16 protein-coding genes are annotated in these 18406 nt (G+C 66.7%); all 16 read left to right on the top strand.

The window, feature by feature from the left end; translation table 11 throughout:
* The 16 genes from NGK62_RS21900 to NGK62_RS21825 all read left to right on the top strand — a co-directional run bounded on the left by NGK62_RS21900 (nucleotide 1) and on the right by NGK62_RS21825 (nucleotide 18378).
* Nucleotides 1-1278, top strand: coding sequence for an MFS transporter (locus tag NGK62_RS21900; protein WP_059379680.1), 1278 nt, complete (start codon nucleotides 1-3; stop codon nucleotides 1276-1278).
* A 10-nt stretch (nucleotides 1279-1288) separates the two neighbouring features.
* Nucleotides 1289-2677: a NarK family nitrate/nitrite MFS transporter gene (locus tag NGK62_RS21895; RefSeq protein WP_059379681.1), complete on the top strand. Its 1389-nt coding sequence runs from the start codon at nucleotides 1289-1291 to the stop codon at nucleotides 2675-2677.
* Nucleotides 2678-2831: 154 nt separating this feature from the next.
* On the top strand, nucleotides 2832-6575 hold the full coding sequence (locus tag NGK62_RS21890; RefSeq protein ID WP_251880328.1) for a nitrate reductase subunit alpha: 3744 nt from the start codon (nucleotides 2832-2834) through the stop codon (nucleotides 6573-6575).
* The gene (narH, locus tag NGK62_RS21885) at nucleotides 6572-8137 is read left to right on the top strand and encodes a nitrate reductase subunit beta (RefSeq protein ID WP_251880326.1); all 1566 of its coding nucleotides are present in this window, start codon (nucleotides 6572-6574) and stop codon (nucleotides 8135-8137) included. Before NGK62_RS21890 ends, narH begins: the two co-directional genes overlap by 4 nt.
* A 14-nt stretch (nucleotides 8138-8151) precedes the next feature.
* On the top strand, nucleotides 8152-8799 hold the full coding sequence (gene narJ / locus NGK62_RS21880; RefSeq protein WP_054454743.1) for a nitrate reductase molybdenum cofactor assembly chaperone: 648 nt from the start codon (nucleotides 8152-8154) through the stop codon (nucleotides 8797-8799).
* Between the two features lie 18 nt (nucleotides 8800-8817).
* Nucleotides 8818-9501 carry a respiratory nitrate reductase subunit gamma gene (narI, locus tag NGK62_RS21875; RefSeq protein ID WP_059379684.1) on the top strand — a complete coding sequence of 228 codons (684 nt, stop codon included), beginning with the start codon at nucleotides 8818-8820 and terminating at the stop codon, nucleotides 9499-9501.
* 22 nt (nucleotides 9502-9523) lie between these two features.
* Complete coding sequence (locus NGK62_RS21870) at nucleotides 9524-10285, top strand: peptidylprolyl isomerase (protein ID WP_118931947.1); 762 nt, start codon at nucleotides 9524-9526, stop codon at nucleotides 10283-10285.
* Nucleotides 10282-11280: a GTP 3',8-cyclase MoaA gene (gene moaA, locus NGK62_RS21865; RefSeq protein WP_118931948.1), complete on the top strand. Its 999-nt coding sequence runs from the start codon at nucleotides 10282-10284 to the stop codon at nucleotides 11278-11280. Before NGK62_RS21870 ends, moaA begins: the two co-directional genes overlap by 4 nt.
* A gap of 1 nt (nucleotide 11281) precedes the next feature.
* On the top strand, nucleotides 11282-11941 hold the full coding sequence (locus tag NGK62_RS21860) for a carbonic anhydrase (RefSeq protein ID WP_059379687.1): 660 nt from the start codon (nucleotides 11282-11284) through the stop codon (nucleotides 11939-11941).
* Entirely contained in the window at nucleotides 11938-12435 is a 498-nt protein-coding gene (gene mobB, locus NGK62_RS21855) for a molybdopterin-guanine dinucleotide biosynthesis protein B (RefSeq protein ID WP_251880324.1), read from the top strand. The genes NGK62_RS21860 and mobB overlap by 4 nt, the downstream gene beginning before the upstream one ends.
* A gap of 79 nt (nucleotides 12436-12514) precedes the next feature.
* Nucleotides 12515-14452 (top strand): type IV pili methyl-accepting chemotaxis transducer N-terminal domain-containing protein, encoded by a 1938-nt coding sequence (locus NGK62_RS21850; protein WP_251880930.1) that lies wholly within the window; start codon nucleotides 12515-12517, stop codon nucleotides 14450-14452.
* 11 nt (nucleotides 14453-14463) lie between these two features.
* Nucleotides 14464-15135 carry a response regulator gene (locus NGK62_RS21845; RefSeq protein WP_251880322.1) on the top strand — a complete coding sequence of 224 codons (672 nt, stop codon included), beginning with the start codon at nucleotides 14464-14466 and terminating at the stop codon, nucleotides 15133-15135.
* A gap of 78 nt (nucleotides 15136-15213) precedes the next feature.
* Nucleotides 15214-16230 (top strand): ubiquinone anaerobic biosynthesis protein UbiU, encoded by a 1017-nt coding sequence (ubiU, locus tag NGK62_RS21840; RefSeq protein WP_251880320.1) that lies wholly within the window; start codon nucleotides 15214-15216, stop codon nucleotides 16228-16230.
* A complete protein-coding gene (locus NGK62_RS21835; protein WP_373428965.1) occupies nucleotides 16221-17120 on the top strand; it encodes a U32 family peptidase in 900 nt (299 codons plus the stop codon). Before ubiU ends, NGK62_RS21835 begins: the two co-directional genes overlap by 10 nt.
* Nucleotides 17117-17539: a ubiquinone anaerobic biosynthesis accessory factor UbiT gene (gene ubiT / locus NGK62_RS21830; protein ID WP_059379692.1), complete on the top strand. Its 423-nt coding sequence runs from the start codon at nucleotides 17117-17119 to the stop codon at nucleotides 17537-17539. Before NGK62_RS21835 ends, ubiT begins: the two co-directional genes overlap by 4 nt.
* Before the next feature lie 122 nt (nucleotides 17540-17661).
* Nucleotides 17662-18378, top strand: a complete 717-nt coding sequence (locus NGK62_RS21825; protein WP_251880318.1) for an SDR family NAD(P)-dependent oxidoreductase — start codon at nucleotides 17662-17664, stop codon at nucleotides 18376-18378.
* The last annotated feature ends 28 nt before the right edge of the window (nucleotides 18379-18406 follow it).

Below are 18406 nucleotides of genomic sequence, written 5' to 3'. Positions count from 1 at the left end.
ATGGCAGCAAGTCAACCTTCCGCCGGCGCGCCGATGCGGGTCCTGATTTCAAGCACATTCGCCTTCACCATCTGTTTCGCGGTGTGGATGATCTTTGCGGTGCTGGGCATTCCCATCAAGCAGCAACTGGGCCTGTCTGAAACCGAGTTCGGCCTGCTGGCCGCCATGCCGGTGCTGACCGGTTCGCTGGTGCGGGTGCCGCTGGGCATCTGGACCGACCGCTACGGCGGGCGGCCGGTGTTCTTCATCCTGATGCTGCTGGCGGTGGTGCCGATCTGGCTGCTGTCCTACGCCACCGAATACTGGCAGTTCCTGGTGCTGGCGCTGTTTGTCGGCCTGACGGGCGGCTCGTTCTCGGTGGGTACGCCCTACGTGGCGCGCTGGTTCCCGCGCAACAAGCAGGGCCTGGCGATGGGCGTGTTCGGCGCCGGCAACTCGGGCTCGGCCATCACCAAGTTCGTGGCCCCCGCGCTGATCGCGGCGGCGGGCGGGGCCTGGGTCATCGTGCCCCAGGTCTATGCCGTGGCGTTGCTGGTCACCGCCATCCTGTTCTGGCTGTTCTCTTCTTCCGACCCCTCGCACCGCGTCAAGAGCGGCGCCAGCCTGTCGGCGCAGATGGCCATGCTGAAGGACCCGCGCGTCTGGCGCTATTGCCAGTACTACTCGGTGGTGTTCGGCGGCTACGTGGCGCTGGCGCTGTGGATGACCAAGTACTACATCGGCGAATACGGCTTCGACATGAAGCTGGCGGCGTTGCTGGCGGCCTGCTTCTCCCTGCCCGGCGGCGTGCTGCGCGCAGTGGGCGGCTGGATCTCCGATCGCTACGGCGCCTACAAGACCACCTGGTGGGTGATGTGGGTGTGCTGGGTCGCGTTCTTCCTGCTGAGCTATCCGCAAACGGAATTCACCATCGCAACGGCCAACGGCCCGCGCAGCTTTGGCATTGCGCTGGGACCGGTCACCTTCACCGTGCTGCTGTTCGTGGTCGGCATCGCCATGGCCATCGGCAAGGCCTCGGTCTTCAAGTTCATCTCGGACGAGTTCGGCGAAAACATCGGCGCCGTGTCCGGCATCGTCGGCCTGGCCGGCGGCCTGGGCGGCTTCGTGCTGCCGATCATGTTCGGGGTTCTGCTCGACCTGACGGGCGTCCGCTCCAGCGCCTTCATGCTGCTGTACGGCACCGTCTGCGTCTCCCTCATCTTCATGCATTTCAGTTTCCGGCCGGAAAGCGCGGCCATCGCCCGGCAACACGCCGTCTCTCCTTCCACCACCTCCTGAGAGTATCCCTATGTCTTCCACTCAAGTCCTTGCGCGCTGGGAGCCGGATAATCCCGGCTTCTGGAAGCAGACCGGCGCCCGCGTCGCCAACCGCAATCTCTGGATCTCCATTCCGGCGCTGATGCTGGCGTTCAGCATCTGGATGCTGTGGAGCGTGGTGGTGGTCAACCTGGACCGCGCTGGCTTCATGCTGTCCAAGAACCAGATGTTCTGGCTGACGGCGTTGCCCGCGCTGTCGGGCGCGACCCTGCGCATCTTCTATTCCTTTCTGGTGCCGGTGTTCGGCGGGCGCAAGTGGACGGCCATCTCCACGGCCTCGCTGCTGATCCCGGCGCTCGGCATGGGCTTCGCCCTGCGCGACCCGACCACCTCGTTCCCGACCCTGCTGATCCTGGCGCTGCTGTGCGGCCTGGGGGGCGGCAACTTCAGCTCCAGCATGGCCAACATCAGCTTCTTCTTCCCCAAGGAGAAGAAGGGCCTGGCCACCGGGCTGAATGCCGGCATCGGCAACCTGGGCGTGTCCCTGGTGCAGTTCGTGGTGCCGGTGGTGATTTCCATCGGCGTGTTCGGCGTGGCGGGCGGCGAGCCCCAGGTCATCAACGCCAATGGCGCGCAGCAGAATCTGTGGCTGCAGAACGCCGGCTTCATCTGGGTGATCCCGATTGCGCTGGCCTCGATCGCGGCGTGGTTCGGCATGAACGACATCGCCGACGCCCGCGCCTCGTTCGCGGACCAGGCCGTCATTTTCAAGCGCAAGCACAACTGGCTGATGTGCTGGCTGTACGTGGGCACCTTCGGCTCCTTCATCGGCTTCTCGGCGGGCTTCGCCATGCTGACCAAGACGCTGTTCCCGCAGGTCGACCCCATGGCCTATGCCTTCCTGGGCCCGCTGGTGGGATCGCTGACGCGGCCGTTTGGCGGCTGGGTGTCGGACAAGCTGGGCGGCGCGCGCGTCACGCTGTTCACCTTCGCGGCCATGATCGCGGCGGTGCTGGGCGTGGTGACGTTCCTGCCGGTCGCCGGGCAGGCCGGAAATTTCAACGGCTTCCTGGCCATGTTCATCGTGCTGTTCGCGCTGACCGGCGTGGGCAACGGCTCGACCTTCCGCATGATTCCCGTGATCTTCCTGCGCGAACGCACGCAGGCGGCCGAAGGCAAGGGTGCCGCCGCTCAGAAGCAGGCCCAGGCGGACGCCGCCAAGGAATCGGCCGCGGTGCTGGGCTTCTCGGGCGCGATCGGCGCATACGGCGGCTTCTTCATCCCGCGCAGCTTCGGCACCTCGCTCGAGATGACCGGCAGCGTGCAGGCCGCCCTGTATTGCTTCATCGGGTTCTACGCCACTTGCATGGTCATCACCTGGTGGTACTACGCCCGCCGCAATGCGCCGGTGCCTTGCTAGCGCGTAGCGGACGCGGCCGGAGTGACTAGTCATTCTGCCGCGCCCGGCCTGTGCCACCGGCGAATGGTCCGGCAGGCGGGCCGCGCCCACAATGGATTCAACAGCATCGATCGCAGTACGCGCCGGCGGGGCCGGCGCTCTTGGAGAATAGAGAATGAGCCATTTTCTGGACCGCTTGAAGTTCATGTCGCGGGTGAAATCCACCTTCGCGGACGGTCACGGCGAAACGGTCAACGAGGACCGCAAGTGGGAGAACGCCTACCGCGCCCGCTGGCAGCATGACAAGGTGGTGCGTTCGACGCACGGCGTGAACTGCACCGGCTCCTGCTCCTGGAAGGTCTACGTCAAGAACGGCCTGATCACCTGGGAAACCCAGCAGACCGACTACCCGCGCACGCGGCCGGACCTGCCCAACCATGAACCCCGCGGCTGTCCGCGAGGCGCCTCCTACAGCTGGTACGTCTACTCGGCGCAGCGCGTGAAGTATCCGATGATCCGCGGCCGCCTCATGGAAATGTGGCGCGAGGCGCGCAAGACCATGGACCCGATCGCGGCCTGGGAATGGATCAGCCAAGATCCCAAGCGCGCCAAGCGCTACAAGGCCGTGCGCGGACTGGGCGGCTTCGTGCGTGCGGACTGGGACACGGCGATGGAGATCGTGGCCGCCGCCAACGCGCTCACGATCAAGAAGTTCGGCCCTGACCGCGTGATCGGCTTTTCGCCGATCCCGGCCATGTCCATGGTCAGCTATGCGGCAGGCGCGCGCTATCTCAGCCTGCTGGGCGGCGCCTGCCTGAGCTTTTACGACTGGTACTGCGACCTGCCGCCCGCCAGCCCGCAGATCTGGGGCGAACAGACCGACGTGCCGGAATCGGCCGACTGGTACAACTCGACCTACCTGATGGTGTGGGGCTCCAACGTGCCCCAGACCCGCACGCCCGACGCGCACTTCTACACCGAGGTCCGCTACAAGGGCACCAAGACGGTGGCCGTGTCCAGCGACTTCGGCGAAATGGTCAAGTTCGGCGACATCTGGCTGGCGCCCAAGCAGGGCACGGATGCCGCGCTCGCCATGGCCATGGGCCATGTGATCCTGAAGGAATTCCATCTGTCCGGCGCGTCGGAATACTTCCGCGACTACGTGCGCCGCTACACCGACATGCCCATGCTGGTGCTGCTGAAGGAGCGCGACGGCTTCCACGCGCCGGACCACTTCCTGCGCGCCTCGCATCTGGACGGCGCCCTGGGCGAACAGAACAACCCCGACTGGAAGACGCTGGTGCTGGACGCCAAGACCGGCGACCTGGTCGCGCCCAATGGCAGCATCGGTTTTCGCTGGGGCGAGGGCGCGGTCAACGGCGGCGAGAAGGTCGGCCGTTGGAACCTGGAGTCCAAGGACGGCGGCAGCGGCCGCGAGATCGAACCCGCGCTGAGCCTGTTGGATCAGTCCGACGCCGTGGTCGGCGTGGGTTTCCCGTACTTCGGCAGCGAGCATGGCGAGCTGCAGGTGCGCAATGTGCCTGCGCGCCGCATCCGCCTGGCCGACGGCAGCGAGGCCCTGGTGGCCACGGTGTACGACCTGCAGATGGCCAACTACGGCCTGGACCGCGGCCTGGGCGGCGGCAACGTCGCCAGCTCCTATGACGATGACGTGCCTTACACGCCCGCCTGGCAGGAAAAGCACACCGGCGTGCCGCGCGCGCAGGTCATCCAGGTGGCGCGCGAGTTCGCGCAGAACGCCCACGATACCGAAGGCAAGTCCATGGTGATCGTCGGCGCCGGCCTGAACCACTGGTACCACATGGACATGATCTACCGCGGCATCATCAACATGCTGATGATGTGCGGCTGCGTCGGCAAGAGCGGCGGCGGCTGGGCGCACTACGTGGGCCAGGAAAAACTGCGCCCGCAGTTCGGCTGGGCGCCGCTGGCCTTCGCCGCCGACTGGGTCCGCCCGCCGCGCCAGATGAACGGCACGTCGTTCTTCTATGCGCACACCAGCCAGTGGCGCCATGAAAAGCTGAACGTCCAGGAGATCCTGGGCCCGACGGCGGACCGTGGCCGCTATGGCGACCTCAGCATGATCGACCTGAACGCCCGCGCCGAGCGCATGGGCTGGCTGCCGTCGGCGCCGCAATTGCGCACCAATCCGCTGGACGTGGTGGCGCAGGCCGAAAGCCAGGGCAAGGACCCGGTGGCTTACGTGGCCGAACAGCTGAAGTCGGGCGAACTGCGCATGTCCTGCGAGAACCCCGACGACCCGGCCAACTTCCCGCGCAACATGTTCGTGTGGCGCTCCAACATCCTGGGCTCCAGCGGCAAGGGCCACGAGTACTTCCTGAAATACCTGCTGGGCACGCAGAACGCGGTGTTCGGCGACGAAGCCGAAGCGATCAAGCCCGCCGAGGTGACCTACCAGGAAGACGCCGCCGAAGGCAAGCTGGACCTGCTGACGGTGCTGGACTTCCGCATGAGCACCACCTGCCTGTATGGCGACATCGTGCTGCCCACGGCCACCTGGTATGAAAAGGACGACCTCAATACGTCGGACATGCACCCCTTCATCCACCCGCTGAGCGAAGCCGTGCAGCCGCTGTGGGAAAGCAAGACCGACTGGGAGATCTACAAGCTGCTGGCCAAGAAGTTCAGCGAGATCGGCGGCCCCTACCTGGGCAAGCGCCGTGACGTGGTGCTGACCCCGCTGATGCACGACACCCCGGGAGAACTGGGCCAGGCTTTCGAACCCAAGGACTGGAAGCTGGGCGAATGCGACCTGGTTCCCGGCAAGACCGCGCCCAACATGACGGTGGTCGAACGCGACTACAACGACATCTACCGCAAGTTCACCTCGGTGGGGCCGCTGTTGGACAAGCTGGGCAACGGCGGCAAGGGCATCAACTGGAACACCGAGCACGAGGTGCATGAGCTGGCCGGCATCAACGAGGCCGTGACCGAGCCGGGCGTGAGCCAGGGCCGGCCCAAGCTCGACACCGCCATCGATGCGGCCGAGATGATCCTGACTTTCGCGCCCGAGACCAATGGCCACGTGTCGGTCAAGGCCTGGGAAGCGTTGGGCAAGATCACCGGACGCGACCACGCGCACCTGGCCATCGGCCGCGAGCACGACAAGATCCGCTTCCGCGACATCCAGGCGCAGCCGCGCAAGATCATCTCCGCACCCACCTGGTCGGGTCTGGAAAGCGAAGAGGTCAGCTACAACGCCGGCTACACCAACGTGCACGAGCTGATTCCATGGCGCACGCTGACCGGCCGCCAGCAGTTCTACCAGGACCACCGCTGGATGCTGGACTTCGGCGAAGGCTCCTGCGTGTACAAGCCGGCCATCGACACCAAGACGGTTGCGCCCATGCTGGGCCGCTACCCGAACGGCGAGAAGGAACTGGTCCTGAACTGGCTGACTCCGCACCAGAAATGGGGCATCCACAGCACGTACTCGGACAACCTGCGCATGCTGACGCTGAGCCGCGGCGGTCCCCACGTGTGGATCTCGGAAGCCGAGGCCAAGCAGGCCGGGCTGGTCGACAACGACTGGGTCGAAGTCTTCAACGTGAACGGCACCCTGACGGCGCGGGTGGTGGTCAGCCAGCGCGTGCCGGTGGGCATGTGCCTGATGTACCACGCGCAGGAAAAGATCGTGAACGTGCCTGGGGCGGAAACCAGCGGCAAGCGCGGCGGCATCCATAACTCGGTCACGCGCACGGTGCTCAAGCCCACGCACATGATCGGCGGCTACGCCCAGCAGGCCTACGGCTTCAACTACTACGGCACGGTGGGCGCCAACCGCGATGAATTCGTGGTGCTGCGCAAGATGAAGAAGGTGGACTGGCTCGAAGGTCCGCTGGTTGAAGCAACGCAACAAGAAGAGAAGCAATCATGAGGATACGCGCCCAAATCGGCATGGTGCTGAACCTGGACAAGTGCATCGGCTGCCACACTTGCTCGGTCACCTGCAAGAACGTCTGGACCAGCCGCGACGGCGTCGAGTACGCCTGGTTCAACAACGTGGAAACCAAGCCCGGCATCGGCTATCCCAAGGAATGGGAGAATCAGGACAAGTGGAAGGGCGGCTGGAAGCGTACCGCCGCCGGCAAGCTGGAACCGCGCCAGGGCGGCAAGCTGCGCATCCTGGCCAACCTCTTCGCCAACCCGAACCTGCCGCAGATCGACGACTACTACGAGCCGTTCACCTTCGACTACGAGCACCTGCAAAAGGCGCCGCTGTCGCAGACGCCGCCCACCGCGCGTCCGGTGTCGGTGCTGACCGGCAAGAAAATGGACAAGATCCATTGGGGCCCGAACTGGGAAGACGACCTGGGCGGCGAATTCAGCGCGCGCAGCCGCGACGCCTTGTTCGAGGGCGTGCAGAAGGAGATGTACTCGACCTTCGAGAACACCTTCATGATGTACCTGCCGCGCCTGTGCGAACACTGCCTGAACCCGGCCTGTGTCGCCAGCTGCCCGTCCGGTTCCATCTACAAGCGTGAAGACGACGGCATCGTGCTGGTCGACCAGGACAAGTGCCGCGGCTGGCGCATGTGCATCTCGGGCTGCCCGTACAAGAAGATCTACTACAACTGGAGTAGCGGCAAGGCCGAGAAGTGCACCTTCTGCTATCCGCGCATCGAGGCCGGCCAGCCGACCGTGTGTTCGGAAACCTGCGTGGGCCGCATCCGCTACCTGGGCGTGATGCTGTATGACGCCGACCAGATCGAGCACGCTGCGTCCACCGCCAGCGAACAGGACCTGTACCAGTCGCAGCTCGACCTGTTCCTGGACCCGCATTCGCCCGAGGTGATTGCCGCGGCGCGCGAGCAGGGCATCCCGGAATCGTGGCTGGAGGCCGCGCGTAAATCGCCGGTCTACAAGATGGCGGTGGAGTGGCGCGTCGCCTTCCCGCTGCATCCCGAATACCGCACCTTGCCCATGGTCTGGTACATCCCGCCGCTGTCGCCCATCCAGACGGCCGCCGAGTCCGGCCAGATGCCGCGCCGCACGGTGGGCAAGAGCGGCATGATTCCCGACGTCTCCAGCCTGCGCATCCCGGTACGCTACCTGGCCAACCTGCTCACGGCCGGCAAGGAAGCGCCGGTGGTGCAGGCGCTGGAACGCATGCTGGCCATGCGCGCCTACAAGCGCTCCGAGACCGTGCATGGCGAACGCGACACGGCCTTGCTGGACCAGGTGGGGCTGACGGAGGCCACGGTGCAGGACATGTACAAGATCATGGCCATCGCCGACTACGAGGACCGCTTCGTGGTACCCAGCAGCCACAAGGAAGTCGTCGAGGACAGCTTCAACGAGAAGGGCAGCTGCGGCTTCACCTTCGGCAACGGCTGCTCCGGCGGGGTGTCGGAAGGCACCTTGTTCGGACGCAAGCCCCAGGGCAGCGAGATCTTCATCGAGATGCCGAAATCCCGCAAGAAGGCCGCTTCGGCCTAGGAAAGGAGAAAACCATGAGTCTTTACCGCCTGCTTTCCGCCTTGCTGTGCTACCCGGAACCCGAGCTGCTGGACGCGCTGGGTGAAGTCGAAACCGCCTTGGCCGACTATCCCGACGCAGAGGAAACCCTGCAGCCGCTGGTCGGCTACCTGGCCACCAACGACCTGATCGCGCTGCAGGAGAACTACGTCGCCACCTTTGACCGCAACCGCTCGCATTCGCTGCACTTGTTCGAACACGTGCACGGCGAAAGCCGCGACCGCGGCCAGGCCATGGTGGACCTGCTGGACACCTACCGCGAGCACGGATTCGAGCCGGTGGTGTCCGAGCTGCCTGACCATGTGCCGCTGTTCCTGGAGTTCCTGGGCGTCATCGACCCGGCCCAGGCGCAGGACCTGCTGGACGACGCCATCCACGTGCTGGCCGCCATCGGCGCGCGCCTGGCCAAGGGCGAAAGCCCCTACGCCTGCATCTTCGCGGTGCTGCGCGCCCAGTCCCGCGTGATTCCGCGCGAACAGACCGAGGCGCCCGTGCGCGACATGGACGAGGCGATGGAAACGTTCGGCATAGGCGCGGACGGCGTGGAACCGCTGCTGCGGCCGTTCTCGGGCGATGGCGCGCAGACCGTGCGCTTCTATCCCCGCGCGCCCGCGGCTCATTAATCTTCAGGACGACGCATCATGAACTCCCTGAATCAGTTCTTCTTCGGCATCTATCCCTACATCGCGCTGACGATCTTCCTGTTGGGCAGCCTCGTGCGCTTCGAGCGCGAGCAATACACCTGGAAGACGGACAGCTCGCAGCTGCTGCACCGCGGGCAATTGCGGCTGGGCAACATCCTGTTCCACGTCGGCATCCTGGGCCTGTTCTTCGGGCATCTGGCCGGATTGCTGACGCCGGTGGTGGTGTGGGACACGCTGGGCGTGTCGCACAGCCTGAAGCAGACCGTGGCCATGGTGGCCGGCGGCGTCATGGGCGGGCTGTGCCTGATCGGCCTCCTGATCCTGATCCATCGCCGCCTGAGCGACCCGCGCATCCGCGCCACCACGCGGCCCGGCGACAAGCTGCTGCTGTTGTGGATCCTGGTCACGCTGTTGCTGGGCCTGTCCACCATCGCGCTGTCGGCCGGCCACATGGACGGTGAAATGATGGTGCGCCTGATGACCTGGGCGCAGCACATCGTCACCTTCCAGGGCGACGCGGCCAGCCATATTGCCGACGTGCCGCTGTTGTTCAAGGCGCACCTCTTCATGGGCCTCACGCTGTTCGTGATCTTTCCGTTCACGCGCCTGGTCCACGTCTGGAGCGGCTTCGCCTCGGTGGGCTATCTGGGCCGCGCCTGGCAGCTGGTCCGTCCGCGCTGATTCCCTGTCCCAGGAGCCGACCATGCCTGTCATCGTCAATGGCGTCGAACTGAACGACGCGGATCTGGAACGCGAACTGCCGCTGCATGCGGAGGCCGGCAATCCCATGCGCGAGGCGATCACCGCCCTGGTGCTGCGCCGCGTGCTGCTGGACGAGGCCAGCCGGCTGGGCCTGGACCCCGCGGACGAGGAGGGCGCCATCGGCGCCTTGCTGGCCCGCGAGGCGCCGGCGCCCGAGGCCGACGAGGCCGCCTGCCGCCGCTTCTACCAGATGCACCCGCAACGCTTCATGGCGGGCGAGCTGATCGAGGCGGACCACATCCTGTTCCAGGTCACGCCGGGCGTGAACCTGGACATGCTGCGGGCCCATGGCAACGCCGTGCTGGCGGAGTTGATGGAAGATCCGTCGCGCTTCGCCGAGGTGGCGCGCGAACAATCGAACTGCCCGTCCGCCGCGGTGGGCGGCAGCCTGGGCCAACTGGGCCGCGGCGACACGGTACCGGAATTCGAGCGGGCGGTGTTCGCGCTGCCCGCGGGAGGCCTGTTGCCGCAGTTGCTGGAAACCCGCCACGGCCTGCATATCGTGCGCGTCACGCGGCGTATCGAAGGCCGCATGCAACCCTACGAGCATGTGGCCGGACAGATCGCCGCCGCGCTGTCGTCCATGAGCCGCGATACGGCCTGGCGCCAGTACGCCAAGCTGCTGGTCGAACGCGCCGACATCCAGGGCATAGACCTGCAGGGCGAAGAGCCCGAGCGCGTCTACAGCGGGAGCGCCGCATGATGGACGAGCCGGCTGCGGGACCTCTGGTGGACGGCCATGGCCGCCGCATCGACTATCTGAGGGTGTCGGTCACGGACCGCTGCGACCTGCGTTGCAGCTATTGCCTGCCCAAGGATTTCAAAGGATTCGAAACCCCCGCGAATTGGCTGCGCCACGACGAGATGGCGCGGCTGGTGGGGTTGTTCGCCGGGTTGGGCGTGAGCAAGGTCCGGCTGACCGGCGGCGAGCCGCTGCTGCGCCGCGGCGTTGCAGGTCTGGCTGGCGTCATCGCCGCCATGCCCGGCTTGAAGGATCTGTCCGTGTCCACCAACGGCACGCAGCTCGCGCGCCACGCGCACGACCTGCGCGCCGCGGGCGTGGACCGGCTGAACATCAGCCTGGACACGCTGGATGCCGCCGCCTTCAGCCAGATCACCGGCCGGGATTGCCTGGAGTCGGTGCTGGCCGGGCTGGCGGCGGCCAAACAGGCGGGCTTTGCGCCCATCAAGCTCAACAGCGTGGTGCATGCGGCCACGCCCGAGGCCGAAGTGCGCAGGCTGCTGGATTACGCGGTGGCGCAGGGCTTCGTGCTGCGCCTGATCGAGCCCATGCCCATGGGCAGCTGCGGCCAGGGCTACGCCCACACCGACTTGAATGCCCTGGGAGCCCGGCTGGCCGCCGAAACCGGCCTGGTTCCCGCCCTGGGCGGGGCGGGCGCGGGACCGGCGCGCTACTGGACCACGGGCCATGGGACGCCTGTGCTGGGCGTGATCACCCCCATGTCGCGCCATTTCTGCGCGAGCTGCAACCGCGTCCGGCTGGGCGTGGACGGCACCCTGTACTTGTGCCTGGGGCAGGAAGACCAGGTGCCGCTGGGCCGCCTGCTGCGCGCGGGCGCCAGCGACGCCGAATTGATCCAGGCGATCCGGGCCGGCATCGCCGCCAAGCCGGAACGCCACGATTTTGTGGCCCGTCCGGAACGCATCGTGCGCTTCATGGCGCAGACGGGAGGCTGACATGCGCGACATCGAACGGCTGGTCGACGGCTTCCAGCGCTTTCAGCAGCAGTACTACGAGGACGCGCCATCGCTATACCGCAATCTCTGCGAAGGCCAGCACCCCAGCACCTTGCTGGTGGGCTGCTGCGATTCGCGGGTGGATCCGGCCATGCTGCTGGGCTGCGACCCCGGCGACATCTTCACGGTGCGCAATGTCGCCAATCTGGTGCCGCCGGCCAGCACCGACCGCGGCCTGCAGGGCGTGCTGGCCGCGATACAGTTCGCGGTGGAGCAGTTGCAGGTCAGCCGCATCATCGTGCTGGGCCACGCCCACTGCGGCGGCATACGGGCGCTGATGGACCGGCGCACCCGGGGCGACGGCGAGACCGACTACCTGGAGCGCTGGATGGACATCGCGGAACCGGCCCGCAGGCAGGTGCTGCAGCAGATGCCGCAGGCGACCGCGGCCGAACGCCGTCGCGCCTGCGAGCAGGCCTCGATCCTGATTTCGCTGCGCAATCTGGAAGACCTGCCCTTTGTGCGGCGCGCGGTGGAGGCGGGCAGCCTGACCCTGCATGGCTGGTACTTCGACCTGGTGGCGGGCGCTTTGCTGGCATACTCGGCGCGGGCGGATGGATTCCTGCCCATCGTATGCCCATTGTTCACGGAGCTTGCATGACCCCAGTTTTCGGCATCGCCGGCCGTTCCGGCAGCGGCAAGACCACCCTGATCGAGGCCATGTTGCCGCTGTTGGCCGCGCGCGGCCTGCGGGTCAGCGTCATCAAGCATAGCCACCACGATTTCCAGATGGAGCCGCCCGGCAAGGATAGCGCGCGCTTCCGCCAGGCGGGCGCCCTGGAGGTGATGGTGGCCTCGCCGTTCCGCTACGCCATCGTCCACGAGCTGCGCGACGCGCCGGAACCCACGCTGGACGAGCAGCTGGCGCGCCTGTCGCCGGCCGACCTGGTGCTGGTCGAAGGCTTCAAGCAGGCCGCGATCCCGCGCATCGAAGTGTACCGGCCGGCCCTGGGCAAGCCGCCCCTGCATGCGCAAGACAGCAGCTTCCTGGCGGTGGCCACCGACGCGCCGCTGGATACCGATTTGCCCTGCCTGCCGGTCAACGAGCCGGCGCAAGTCGCGGATTTCATTTGCCGCACCCTGGGGCTGGCTTGAGGGCGTGGCTCCGGAACAAGAGGCGCTGCGGCTACACTGGAAGCCGCAGCATTCCTCCAGCAAGACCGCGTTGAAAGCCATGAAGCCCACCGATACCGCCGCCCCAGCCGACGGCCTGCCTTCGCCCTGGCATCGCCTGTCCACGCGCATCGTCATCAGCTCCCTGGTGGCGCTGGTGGTGGTGCTGTCCATGGTCAGCTGGACGCTATGGCTGTCCTGGCAGCTGGAAGGCGCGGGCGCGGCCATCAACGACACGGGCAGCCTGCGCATGCGGGCCAACCGCGTGGCGGTGGAACTGATGCGGCCGCAGGCCGGACGCGAGTTCCGCACCAACGAGCAGGTCCTGCTCATGGACGACACCATCGCGCGGCTGGCGCGCGGCAACCCCGCGCGCCCGCTGTTCATTCCCAACGACGAGGCCATCCGCAAGCAATGGCATGACGTGGCCGCCTACTGGTACGACATCATGAAGCCGGCCGCCGCGCGCGCCCTGGCCCAGCCGGATGCCGCCACCTATCTGGAGACCCTGCCGGAATTCGTGGCCCGGGCCGACACGCTGGTGCGCATGATCGAACAGGACAACGCCGGCAAGACCACCTCGCTGCGGTTGTCGCAGGGCGTGCTGGCGGCTATCGCCAGCGCCGGCACGCTGGCAATGATCTACCTGCTTTACCTCTGGATCATTTCGCCGGTACTGCGCCTGCGCGATGGCCTGCAACGCATGGCGGCCAGGGAATTCAGCACCCGGCTGCCGGTGGAAAGCCAGGACGAGTTCGGCGTGCTGGCGCGCGGCTACAACCGCATGGCCGATGAATTGCAGGATTTGTACACCGGCCTGGAGCGGCGGGTGGAAGAAAAGACCGCGCAACTGGCCGCGCAGAACCGCGACATCGGCGCGCTCTACGACATGGCCGCCTTCCTGAACCAGCCCAACGAGATCGAGGCGCTGTGCGACGGCTTCTTGCGGCGCGTGATGCTGCAGTTCGACGCCGAGGGCGGCAGCATCCGGGCGCTGGATCCCAACAACGAGAAGCTCAACCTGATGGTGTCGGTGGGGCTGTCGGACGAACTGGTCGAGTCCGAGCATTGCATGCGTGTGAACGACTGCTATTGCGGCGTCGCCACGCGGCAGGCTGGGGTCATCGTCATCCAGGATTTCCGCGAGTCGCCGCCGGCCATGGAACTGAATTGCCAGCGCGACGGCTTTGCCAGCGTGGCCGTGTTCCGCATCGTCACGCGCGACGAGGTGCTGGGTTCATATTCCCTGCATTTCCGCCAGCAGCGCCGCTTGTCACCGGCCGAATCGCAGTTGCTGGAAACACTGGGCCAGCATCTGGGCGTGGCCCTGGACAACCGCCGCCTCAGCGCGCAGGCGCGCCAACTGGCGGTGGTGCGCGAACGCGGGCTGGTGGCGCAGGGACTGCACGACAGTTTGGCCCAGGGCCTGAACTTCCTGAACCTGCAATTGCAGATGCTGGACGCCGCCGTCAAGCGCGGCGACCAGGCGGAGATCGACGAGATCCTGCCGCTGTTGCGCACCGGCGTGGACGAAAGCTACCAGGACGTGCGCGAACTGCTGACCAACTTCCGCACCAAGCTGTCGCAGGGCGACCTGCAGGCCGGTATCGAAGACACCGTGGCGCGGTTCCGGCGGCAGACCGGGATCGAAACCGAGCTGCGCTTCGGCCCTGGCGTGGGCGCACCGCTGGCACCCGACGAGCAGTTGCAGGTGCTCTTCATCCTGCAGGAAGCGCTGTCCAACGTGCGCAAGCATTCCGAAGCCAGCCACGTGCGCATTGACGTCGCCAACGACCGCGACTTCAGCCTGGTCATTGCCGACGACGGCCAAGGGTACGACCCCGCCGAGGTGGCCGAACGCGGCGAATCGCACGTGGGCCTGCACATCATGCGCGAACGCGCCGCGCGCATGCGCGCCGTGATAAAACTTGAATCGCAGCCCGGCGCCGGCACGCGCGTCGCGCTGACCTTGCCCGGCAGCGAACGCCAGGCCGCTTGAATATTCCGACCATGCCCATCCGTATACTCCTCGTCGACGACCACACCCTGTTCCGCTCGGGCGTGCGCCTGCTGCTGCAACGCCAGCCCGACTTCGAGGTCGTGGCCGAGGCCGGCGACGGCGTCGAAGGCCTGAAACGCGCCAAGGAACTCAAGCCGGACGTGGTGCTGCTGGACCTCAACCTGCCGGGCCTGTCGGGGCTGGAAACGCTGCAACTGCTGACGCAGGAATTGCCATCGTGCGCGGTCATCATCCTGACGGTGTCGGAAGAGGCCGACGAACTGGGGCAGGCGCTGCGCGACGGCGCCCGCGGCTATCTGGTCAAGAACATCGACGCCGAGGCGCTGACCGCCGCGATCCGCCGCGCGGCGGGCGGCGAGCCGGTCATCGCCGAAAGCATGACGGCCAAGCTGGTCGAGCAATTCCGCGGCCAGGCCAGCCTGGCCGCGCAAGCGCCGCAGCTAGGGGGCAGCGCCGAGCGCCATCGCCTCACCGCGCGCGAAACCCAAATCGTGCAATGGCTGGCGCGCGGCGCCAGCAACAAGGTGATTGCGCGCGAACTGGACGTCAGCGAAAGCACGGTCAAGATCCACGTGCAGAACGTGTTGAAGAAACTGAACCTCACCAGCCGGGTGCAGGTCGCGGTGTACGCGGTCGAACACGGCCTGTACACGGAAGAATAGGGCGGCATGCGGCATTCGGCACGGGCCGTTTGATCTGCGACAAGGCCAGGGGCGTGGCGGCCCCATAGACTGGCCGGCATGGAAACTCGAACCTCTCCCATGGAGCTCGTGGCCCCCGCCGGCAGCCTGGCCGCGCTGAAGGCCGCAATCGATGCCGGCGCCGACACCGTCTACCTCGGGCTCAAGAACGCCACCAATGCCCGCAACTTCGCCGGGCTCAATTTCACCGAAAGCGATATCCGCGCCGGCGTCGAGCTGGCCCACAGCCGCGGACGGCAAGTGCTGTTCGCCATCAACACGTTTGTGCAGGCCGGCCGGGCGCCCGAATGGCGCGCCGCCGTCGACGCTGCCTATGGATTGGGCGCCGATGCGGTCATCATGGCCGACGCCGGGCTGCTGGCCTACGCCAGCGACCGCTATCCGGACCTGCGCCTGCACCTGTCGGTGCAGGGTTCCGCCACGCATGCTGACGCCATCGAGCTGATGAAGGAACAGTTCGGCATACGCCGCGTGGTGCTGCCGCGCGTGCTGACGCTGGCGGAGATCGCGCGCATCTGCGCCAATGTCAGCGTCGAGGTCGAAGTGTTCGGCTTCGGCAGCCTGTGCGTCATGGCCGAAGGCCGCTGTCTGTTGTCGTCCTACGCCACCGGCGATTCTCCCAACAACAAGGGCGTCTGTTCGCCCGCGCATGCCGTGCGCTGGTCGGAAGAGAACGGCCGCATGGATGCGCGCTTGAACGGCATCCTGATCGACCGCTACGAACCGGGCGAACCCGCCGCCTATCCCACCCTGTGCAAGGGCCGCTTCGATGTGGACGGCCAGGCGGATCACGCGCTGGAGGAACCCACCAGCCTGAACGCCATCGGCCTGTTGCCGCGGTTGGCGGAGATGGGCGTGTCCGCCGTCAAGATCGAAGGGCGGCAGCGCAGCCCGGCCTATGTCACCCAGGTGGTGTCGACCTTGCGCGCCGCGTTGGACAGCGCGCATGCGGACGCTTCCCGCTTTTCGCCCCGTCCCGAATGGAACGCCATGCTGGCGCGCCATTCCGAGGGTTCCCAAGTCACGCAAGGCGCATTCGAACGTCCATGGAAATGAAACCTAGCGCGTACCGGATATCGGTCGCACCGTTGCAGTACTACTGGCCGCGCCAGCACACGCTGGATTTCTACGCGTCGCTGGCCGATAGCCCCGCCGACATCATCTACGTGGGCGAAACCGTCTGTAGCCGCAGGCACGAGCTGCGCGCCGAGGACTGGATGGAGCTGGCGCGCGACCTGCGCGCCGCGGGCAAGACGGTGGTGCTGTCGGGCCGCACGCTGATCGAGACCGGCGCCGAGGCCAGCGCGTTGAAGAAGCTCTGCGGGCAGGACGACTTCATGGTTGAAGCCGGCGAGCTGGGCGCGGTGCGGCACCTGAACGGCCGCGCCTTCGTGGCGGGGCCCCATGTCAATGCCTATCACGGCGGCACCCTCGAATGGCTGGCCGCGCGCGGCGCCGCGCGCTTCGTCGCGCCGCTGGAAATGGACGGCCGGACGCTGGCTCTTCTCATGGCGGAAAGGCCTGCCGGCCTGGAGGCGGAAGTCATGGTCTGGGGCCGCATGGCGTTGGCGTTCTCGGCGCGCTGCTTCACCGCACGGCATTTCCGTTTGAAGAAGGACGACTGCGGCTTTCGCTGCATCGAGCATCCGGACGGCCTGGACATGCGCACGCGGGAATCGAGGGATTTCCTGGCGATCAACGGTATCCAGGTGCAGTCCGGAGCCTGCCTGGACCTGCTGTCGCAGGCGCCGGCGCTGGCCGCCATGGGCGTGGAGGTGCTGCGGGTGAGTCCGCAATCGGCCGGCACGCTGGACGCGATCGCCGCGTTGGATGCGATGCGGCGCGGCCTGGCGCCGATGGAGGCGCAACCGCCCGCGGGCATGGTCCGCTGCAACGGCTACTTCCATGGCCAGCCGGGCATCGATCTGTTGGAGGCCGTGGCATGAGCGCGGCGATTCAAGTGCCGGGCGTGCTCGCCAGGCTGGGCCGGCGTCTACCCGCGCCGTTCGTCTCGCTGCACTTCACCGCCGGACTGGAACTGGCGCGGCGGCTGAAATGGCTCACACCGCCGTCCGAACTGGAAGGCCGCAGCTTCGCCATCACGGTCGAGGACCTGGGCCTGCGCAGCAGCTTCGCGGTGCGCCAGGGCGCCTTCCGGCCGGTATGGAACGGCGCTCCCGCCGAACTGGAGCTGGGCGCGAAGTTGGCCGATCTGCTGGCCTTGATGCGTTCGGAAACGGACGCCGATACCTTGTTTTTCCAGCGCCGGCTGCGGATCTCGGGCGATACCGAGCTGGGGCTGATCGTCAAGAACTGGCTGGACGCGGCGCCGCGGCCGGCATGGCTGCAGGGCGCGGTCCGCTAGCCGCGCAATGCCCGCCAGCGCTTGCGGGCATTGCGGGAATCCGGCGCTGATCGTGCTATACCCGGCGTCATTGCCGCGGGCAGCATTGCCGTTTGCCCAGGCGCGATCGAACGGAGGCAGCAATGCGGGTCATGGTAGTAGGCGCCAGCAAGGGACTGGGCAGGGCATTCGTGGAGGGATTGGGCCAGGATGCCTCGTTGATCGTGGGCGTGGCTCGGCGCGCGCCGGCGGACATTACTGTGCCGCCCGGTTGCGAACTGCGCTGGATAGCAGCCGACCTGTCACGCCCCGAGGCCGCCGTCGAGCAGATTGCCGCGCAGGCCCCGGATGGACTGGATGCCATCCTCTACAACCTGGGCGTCTGGGAAGAGCACGCCTTCAGCGAGGATTACGATTTCCTGGCTGACTCGCCGGCGGAGATCGCGCGCATGGTGAACATCAACGTCACCGCGACCATCCTCTTGCTTCAGCGCTTGATTCCGCGCGTCCTGGGCGCACGCAAGCCGCAAGTCATCCTGACCGGCTCGACTTCCGCGCTGGCCGGCAGCGGCCGTCCCGAAGTCACGTTCGGCGCGTCCAAGCACGCGTTGCGCGGCATCGCCGACGCCTTGCGCGAGAGCTTCAGGGCGCGGCGGCTGGCGGTGACCTGCCTGCAATTGGGCTACCTGAACACGGAAGACGGCCTGGACGTGCCGCGCGACGCCGCCAGCCTGCGGGGAGAGGGCAGTTTGATACCGGTGCACGACGTGGTGGCGATGACACGCGCGCTGCTGAATCTGTCGGACGCGTCGTTCGTGCGGGAAATCGTCATGCCGGCGCTGATGGACGAGCGTTTCTGAAGCGGGTCCTCCGCGCCCACGGCGTCAT

This window comes from Achromobacter sp. Marseille-Q4954, from assembly GCF_943737025.1.
Lineage (GTDB): Bacteria > Pseudomonadota > Gammaproteobacteria > Burkholderiales > Burkholderiaceae_B > Achromobacter > Achromobacter bronchisepticus_A.
The sequence above is the reverse complement of the archived record's forward strand: the minus strand, read 5'-3'. Positions and strand labels throughout refer to the sequence as shown.

Excerpts from the sequence above, each read along its gene's own strand:
- NGK62_RS21900 (WP_059379680.1), top strand. The coding sequence starts at position 1 with ATGGCAGCAAGTCAACCTTCCGCCGGCGCGCCGATGCGGGTCCTGATT.
- NGK62_RS21895 (WP_059379681.1), top strand. The coding sequence starts at position 1,289 with ATGTCTTCCACTCAAGTCCTTGCGCGCTGGGAGCCGGATAATCCCGGC.
- NGK62_RS21890 (WP_251880328.1), top strand. The coding sequence starts at position 2,832 with ATGAGCCATTTTCTGGACCGCTTGAAGTTCATGTCGCGGGTGAAATCC.
- narH (WP_251880326.1), top strand. The coding sequence starts at position 6,572 with ATGAGGATACGCGCCCAAATCGGCATGGTGCTGAACCTGGACAAGTGC.
- narJ (WP_054454743.1), top strand. The coding sequence starts at position 8,152 with ATGAGTCTTTACCGCCTGCTTTCCGCCTTGCTGTGCTACCCGGAACCC.
- narI (WP_059379684.1), top strand. The coding sequence starts at position 8,818 with ATGAACTCCCTGAATCAGTTCTTCTTCGGCATCTATCCCTACATCGCG.
- NGK62_RS21870 (WP_118931947.1), top strand. The coding sequence starts at position 9,524 with ATGCCTGTCATCGTCAATGGCGTCGAACTGAACGACGCGGATCTGGAA.
- moaA (WP_118931948.1), top strand. The coding sequence starts at position 10,282 with ATGATGGACGAGCCGGCTGCGGGACCTCTGGTGGACGGCCATGGCCGC.
- NGK62_RS21860 (WP_059379687.1), top strand. The coding sequence starts at position 11,282 with ATGCGCGACATCGAACGGCTGGTCGACGGCTTCCAGCGCTTTCAGCAG.
- mobB (WP_251880324.1), top strand. The coding sequence starts at position 11,938 with ATGACCCCAGTTTTCGGCATCGCCGGCCGTTCCGGCAGCGGCAAGACC.
- NGK62_RS21850 (WP_251880930.1), top strand. The coding sequence starts at position 12,515 with ATGAAGCCCACCGATACCGCCGCCCCAGCCGACGGCCTGCCTTCGCCC.
- NGK62_RS21845 (WP_251880322.1), top strand. The coding sequence starts at position 14,464 with ATGCCCATCCGTATACTCCTCGTCGACGACCACACCCTGTTCCGCTCG.
- ubiU (WP_251880320.1), top strand. The coding sequence starts at position 15,214 with ATGGAAACTCGAACCTCTCCCATGGAGCTCGTGGCCCCCGCCGGCAGC.
- NGK62_RS21835 (WP_373428965.1), top strand. The coding sequence starts at position 16,221 with ATGGAAATGAAACCTAGCGCGTACCGGATATCGGTCGCACCGTTGCAG.
- ubiT (WP_059379692.1), top strand. The coding sequence starts at position 17,117 with ATGAGCGCGGCGATTCAAGTGCCGGGCGTGCTCGCCAGGCTGGGCCGG.
- NGK62_RS21825 (WP_251880318.1), top strand. The coding sequence starts at position 17,662 with ATGCGGGTCATGGTAGTAGGCGCCAGCAAGGGACTGGGCAGGGCATTC.